The following is a 4,389-nucleotide window of genomic DNA, read 5'->3' as shown; positions in this document are numbered from 1 at the left end:
CGCTGTGCTCCACATCAACGCGGTCACGATGATGTCGCGCGACATGTGCAACTGCTGCGTCACATAGACAATCACGAACGATTCGTAGATATACGCGAGCGAGTTGTCGCCGAGACGCGCGCCCCACGCGCAGAGCATCGGACGCAGCGAAGTCTGGAACACTTCCGTCAGCGGCGCGCGCACAACTGCATTCTTGCGGCGGAGTTCCTCGAAGACCGGCGTTTCCTTCAACCGGCTGCGCAACAGCAAGCCGAGCGCGACGACAACCGCGCTCAACAGGAACGGGATGCGCCAGCCCCAAGCCTCGAAGCCGTCCTTCGACATCAATGACGAAAGATGGAAAGTCGCGAGCGACATCAACAGTCCGAGCGCGACACCGATATACGGCAGCGAGCCGTACAGGCCACGACGCTTCGCCGGCGCATACTCGATGACCATCAGCACGGCGCCCGCGTACTCCGCTCCCGACCCGAGCCCCTGCGTTGCACGCAGCACGCACAACAGCAACGGTGCCCATACCCCGATCGCGGCGTATGTCGGCAGTAGACCCATCAGCGTGGTCGAGCCGCCCATCAGCAGCAGCGTGATGATCAGTACCGCCTTGCGCCCGATCCTGTCACCGAGCCTGCCGAAAATCACGCTGCCGGCCGGGCGCACGATGAAACCGATCGCAAAGCTCGCATACGCGAGCAGCGTGCCGGTCAAATGGTCGTACGACGGGAAAAACAGGTGATTGAAGAGCGTCGCCGCGGCGGTGGCATAGAGGTAGTAGTCGTACCACTCCATCGCCGTGCCCACGATCGCGCTCAATATTGCGTTGCGTACCGCTCGCCGGATGTCCGGCGTCATGCGTGCTGCGCTGTCCACGTATCACCTCGTGTTGATGCGCACGGCTCGTGGCGGTGCGCTTGTCTCGCTCCATGATGAACACCGCCTCGGAAAACGGCGTCGGCTTTGTCTCGCTGTCTGGAAACGTTTCCGGGAAACGTTTCCAGAAGGTAGTCGTTGTAGACTAGCGTGTCAAGAGGAGATTCGAATCGATGAATGAGAATGCGCCGGGCGATCCGAAGGGACGCCCCGGAATCAAGGCGGTGGCGGCGTTGGCCGGCGTGGGAATCGCGTCGGTGTCGCGCGTGCTGTCGGGACAGCCCGGCTCGAGTCCGCAGCTCACCCAGCGCGTGCTCGACGCCGCGGCAGCGCTCGGCTACACGCCCAATGCGCTCGCGCAGGGTCTCAGACGACGCGCGACCCGTTCGATCGGCTTCGTCGTGTCCGACATCACCAACCCGCTCATCGCGTCGATTGTCGGCGGCGCGGAAAGCGTGCTGACAGTCGCGGGGTTTTCGGTGCTGTTGACCAACTCCGGCGGCGTGCCGAGTGTCGATGCCGAGCGGATCGACGTACTGATGCAGCGGCAGGTAGACGGGCTCATTCTGTTGCCCGCACTCGAAGACGATCCCGCCACGCTCGCGGCGCTACGCAATGTGAAGGCGCCGGTCGTGATCATCGACCGCACGTTTCCCGACAATATTCCCGCGCATTACGTGCTCTCGGATCACTACCAGGGTATCGGGGCAGCCACACGGCATTTGCTGGAGAGCGGCCATCGACGGCTGGGTCTGGTGGTCGGCCGTGATGTGCGCCCTACTCGCGAGCGCATCCGCGCGATGGAAGACGCGTTCGATTCGTTCGGCCTGAAGCGCAATCTGATCGTCCATCGAGGCACGCTTTCGCCGGAGCATGGAAAGATCGCAGTCGAAGAGATGCTCTCCCTCAAACGGCCGCCAAGCGCTATCGTGCTTGGCGGAAATCAGTTGCTGGAAGGCGCGCTGGAGGTAGTGCATCGTCGAGGATTGAAGATTGGCACGGATCTGTCGCTTGTCAGTTGCGACGATGTTCCTCTCTGCCGTTTCCATCAGCCTGCGATTGCAACGGTGATGCGTGATTCGTCGCTACTGGGTGCGCGCGCGGCGCAGTTGTTGTTGTCGCATATCGAAGCACCGGGCGAGCCGGAAACTGTTAGCCTGCCGACCTGGTTTGAACCGCGGGCTAGTTGTGGGGTGATGGCTGTGGTGAGTGCGGATACATCATCACGCATTGCCGTGTCCGAACCAGAAGCACCACAAGGTCGAAATCGACGACGGGGTGGTGAAAAGGTCTTTTAAAGATGTTCGTTAGATCCTGTTTGAGAAACACAGATACGAACGCCATTGGGGAACATCAACTCGCAGCTACGCAAAAGCACGTCGCATTGAACCTGCGACGTGCAAGCGAACCATACGCAGGTTCAATAGACCTGGCCAGCGCCAGACTTTGAAACGTAAGGCAAGCCCAAAGTGCTGGCGCGTTTCGCTGCTACTGTGCGTATTCGATCGTCACGCTACTTTATGTGCCTGCTCCTTCGCCAGCAGACGTTGCGCCTGATGGTCTCCCTTGCTGGCTTCCTGCGCGGTCTGCACCGACGTTTCGACAGCCTCAGCCATTGCGGCGCGTCCGGCATTACTGATACTGACCGTATAGGAAGCCGACGACTGTGAAGCCTGAGTCGTCGTATTCGAAGAAGACTGCGTCGCGCTGGCCGGTTGAGTGGTAGCGCTCGTCTGTTGTGACTTCGCGCTTGTCGCCACTGCCATCGTGGCGGCCGGTTGGTTGGAAACTGCCTGAATCGTCATGAGAAGTTCTCCAAGATAAATGCCGCTAACGGCGCCTGATTAACGGAGGAACTTTCGAATACTTAAGCAGTATTTTTTATGTAACATCGCGATCATTTAAGGTTTCCATAAGATCTTAAGAAACGCTTCGATCATCTGAAAATCAAGGCTATTTCTGAGCTCATAAATATCGCTTCGTTAAGATTTTCTTCAGGATCCGCAGGTACTATCCGGCGCGCCTCACGCTCCCTGATGAACATGATTCTGTCTCCACTCACGAACGACACTACTCACGACAACTGGTCCAGATGGTTACTCAGTCTGCGTCATGGCAACGATCGTTCCTATGACGACAGAATTCGCGTCGAAATCACCAGAGACGTGGACCGTGTCCTGGATTTCGTCGGCCTCGCTCCCGGCATGACGTTGGCCGACATCGGAAGTGGCGACGGACTCGTAGGTCTTCGGGCGATCGAGCGAAGCGGCGCGTCGCTCCGCGTGCTGATGACGGATATTTCCGCGCCACTGCTCCGGCACGCGGAAGCGATCGCGAAAACGCTCGGTGTGAGCGAGCAGTGTTCGTATCTGCACTATTCCGCCGAGAAGCTGGAAGGTATCGCCGACGCCACCATCGATGCGGCCACGATGCGCGCGGCCCTCGCGTACGTCGAGGACAAGCCCGCGGCAATGCGCGAGCTCTATCGCATTCTCAAACCGGGTGGCCGTTTCGCGATCGCGGAACCGATCTTGCGTGACGAAGCGTTCGAGGTTTGCATGCTCAGGAAGCTGGTCGACCAAGGTTCGATCGCGACGGATGACCCGTTCTTTGCGCTGCTCCTTCGATGCCGGGCTGCACAGTACCCCGATACCGAGGAGAAAGCCCGCTTGCTCCCGATCACAAACTATGGCGAACGTGATCTTGTCCGATATGCGATCGATGCGGGATTTACCGACATTCATCTCGAACTGCATATCGACGTGCAAACCGAGAACAGTCTGCCGTGGGAGACTTTTCTCCGCACCTCGCCTCACCCGTTGGCGCCCCCGCTCGCAGATATTCTCGACAAGCAATTCACGCGAGAGGAGCGGGCCTATCTGGAATGCCGGATGCGAGAGCTTTTTGAAAGCGGCAAACAGCTTGGCGCGGCGCGTGTTGCATTCCTGACGGCGAAAAAGCCGTAGCCGTTCGACGCTCTATACCGGCGCGCGGTCCAGGGTTTCAGTCGTTCGTGTCCGATTGGACGTCCGTGCCTGGTTTGCCCGCGGTGCTTGCGTCCAGTGATGTAGCGCCGATGGCTTGCCGCGGCGCGAGGTACCACCTTGACGCCGATGCCCGCTCTCGCCTTCACCCCGGTCGTCAGGCTCGACGGCATAGGCACCCCACTGTCAGTCGTCAACGACGCCTTCGTCGGGGCTGAAACTGCCAGGGGCAACTCAGGCGATGCCCCTCTACTCCCCCGCAGCCTGCTCGCGCATACGACGGGCTTCATCGCGCAGGAACTGCTGGTAATCGTCCAGATCGCCGTCGAAGGGCTCGACGCCACCCTTGGTGACGAGCCAGAACTCGTCACATACGGCGCGCAGCAGGGACCGGTCATGACTGACCAGCATCACGGTGCCTTCGAATTCGTTGAGTGCCATGCCTAGCGCTTCGCGTGTGGCCAGGTCCAGGTGGTTGGTAGGCTCGTCGAGCAGCAGCAGGTTGGGACGCTGCCACACGATCATGCACAACACGAGC

General features: G+C 59.9%; 4 protein-coding genes and 1 pseudogene. 2 read left to right on the top strand and 3 right to left on the bottom strand.

Going from position 1 to position 4,389, the window contains the following annotated elements:
* Positions 1-867 (bottom strand): MFS transporter (locus VL598_RS16355; protein WP_325327773.1); only part of this gene is annotated, 867 nt, incomplete at its 3' end.
* A 173-nt stretch (positions 868-1,040) separates the two neighbouring features.
* On the opposite strand from VL598_RS16355, the gene VL598_RS16350 reads away from it, so the two are divergent.
* Positions 1,041-2,165 carry a LacI family DNA-binding transcriptional regulator gene (locus VL598_RS16350; protein ID WP_325327772.1) on the top strand — a complete coding sequence of 375 codons (1,125 nt, stop codon included), beginning with the start codon at positions 1,041-1,043 and terminating at the stop codon, positions 2,163-2,165.
* Between the two features lie 210 nt (positions 2,166-2,375).
* Here VL598_RS16350 and VL598_RS16345 read toward each other — a convergent pair whose 3' ends face one another.
* Positions 2,376-2,672 carry a hypothetical protein gene (locus tag VL598_RS16345; protein ID WP_325327771.1) on the bottom strand — a complete coding sequence of 99 codons (297 nt, stop codon included), beginning with the start codon at positions 2,670-2,672 and terminating at the stop codon, positions 2,376-2,378.
* Between the two features lie 231 nt (positions 2,673-2,903).
* On the opposite strand from VL598_RS16345, the gene VL598_RS16340 reads away from it, so the two are divergent.
* The gene (locus VL598_RS16340; RefSeq protein WP_325327770.1) at positions 2,904-3,833 is read left to right on the top strand and encodes a class I SAM-dependent methyltransferase; all 930 of its coding nucleotides are present in this window, start codon (positions 2,904-2,906) and stop codon (positions 3,831-3,833) included.
* 267 nt (positions 3,834-4,100) lie between these two features.
* Here VL598_RS16340 and VL598_RS16335 read toward each other — a convergent pair.
* Positions 4,101-4,389: pseudogene (locus tag VL598_RS16335) on the bottom strand (ABC transporter); the annotation flags it as partial.

The organism is Trinickia sp., from assembly GCF_035492435.1.
GTDB lineage: Bacteria > Pseudomonadota > Gammaproteobacteria > Burkholderiales > Burkholderiaceae > Trinickia.
This window is presented reverse-complemented; position numbering and strand designations above follow the sequence as displayed.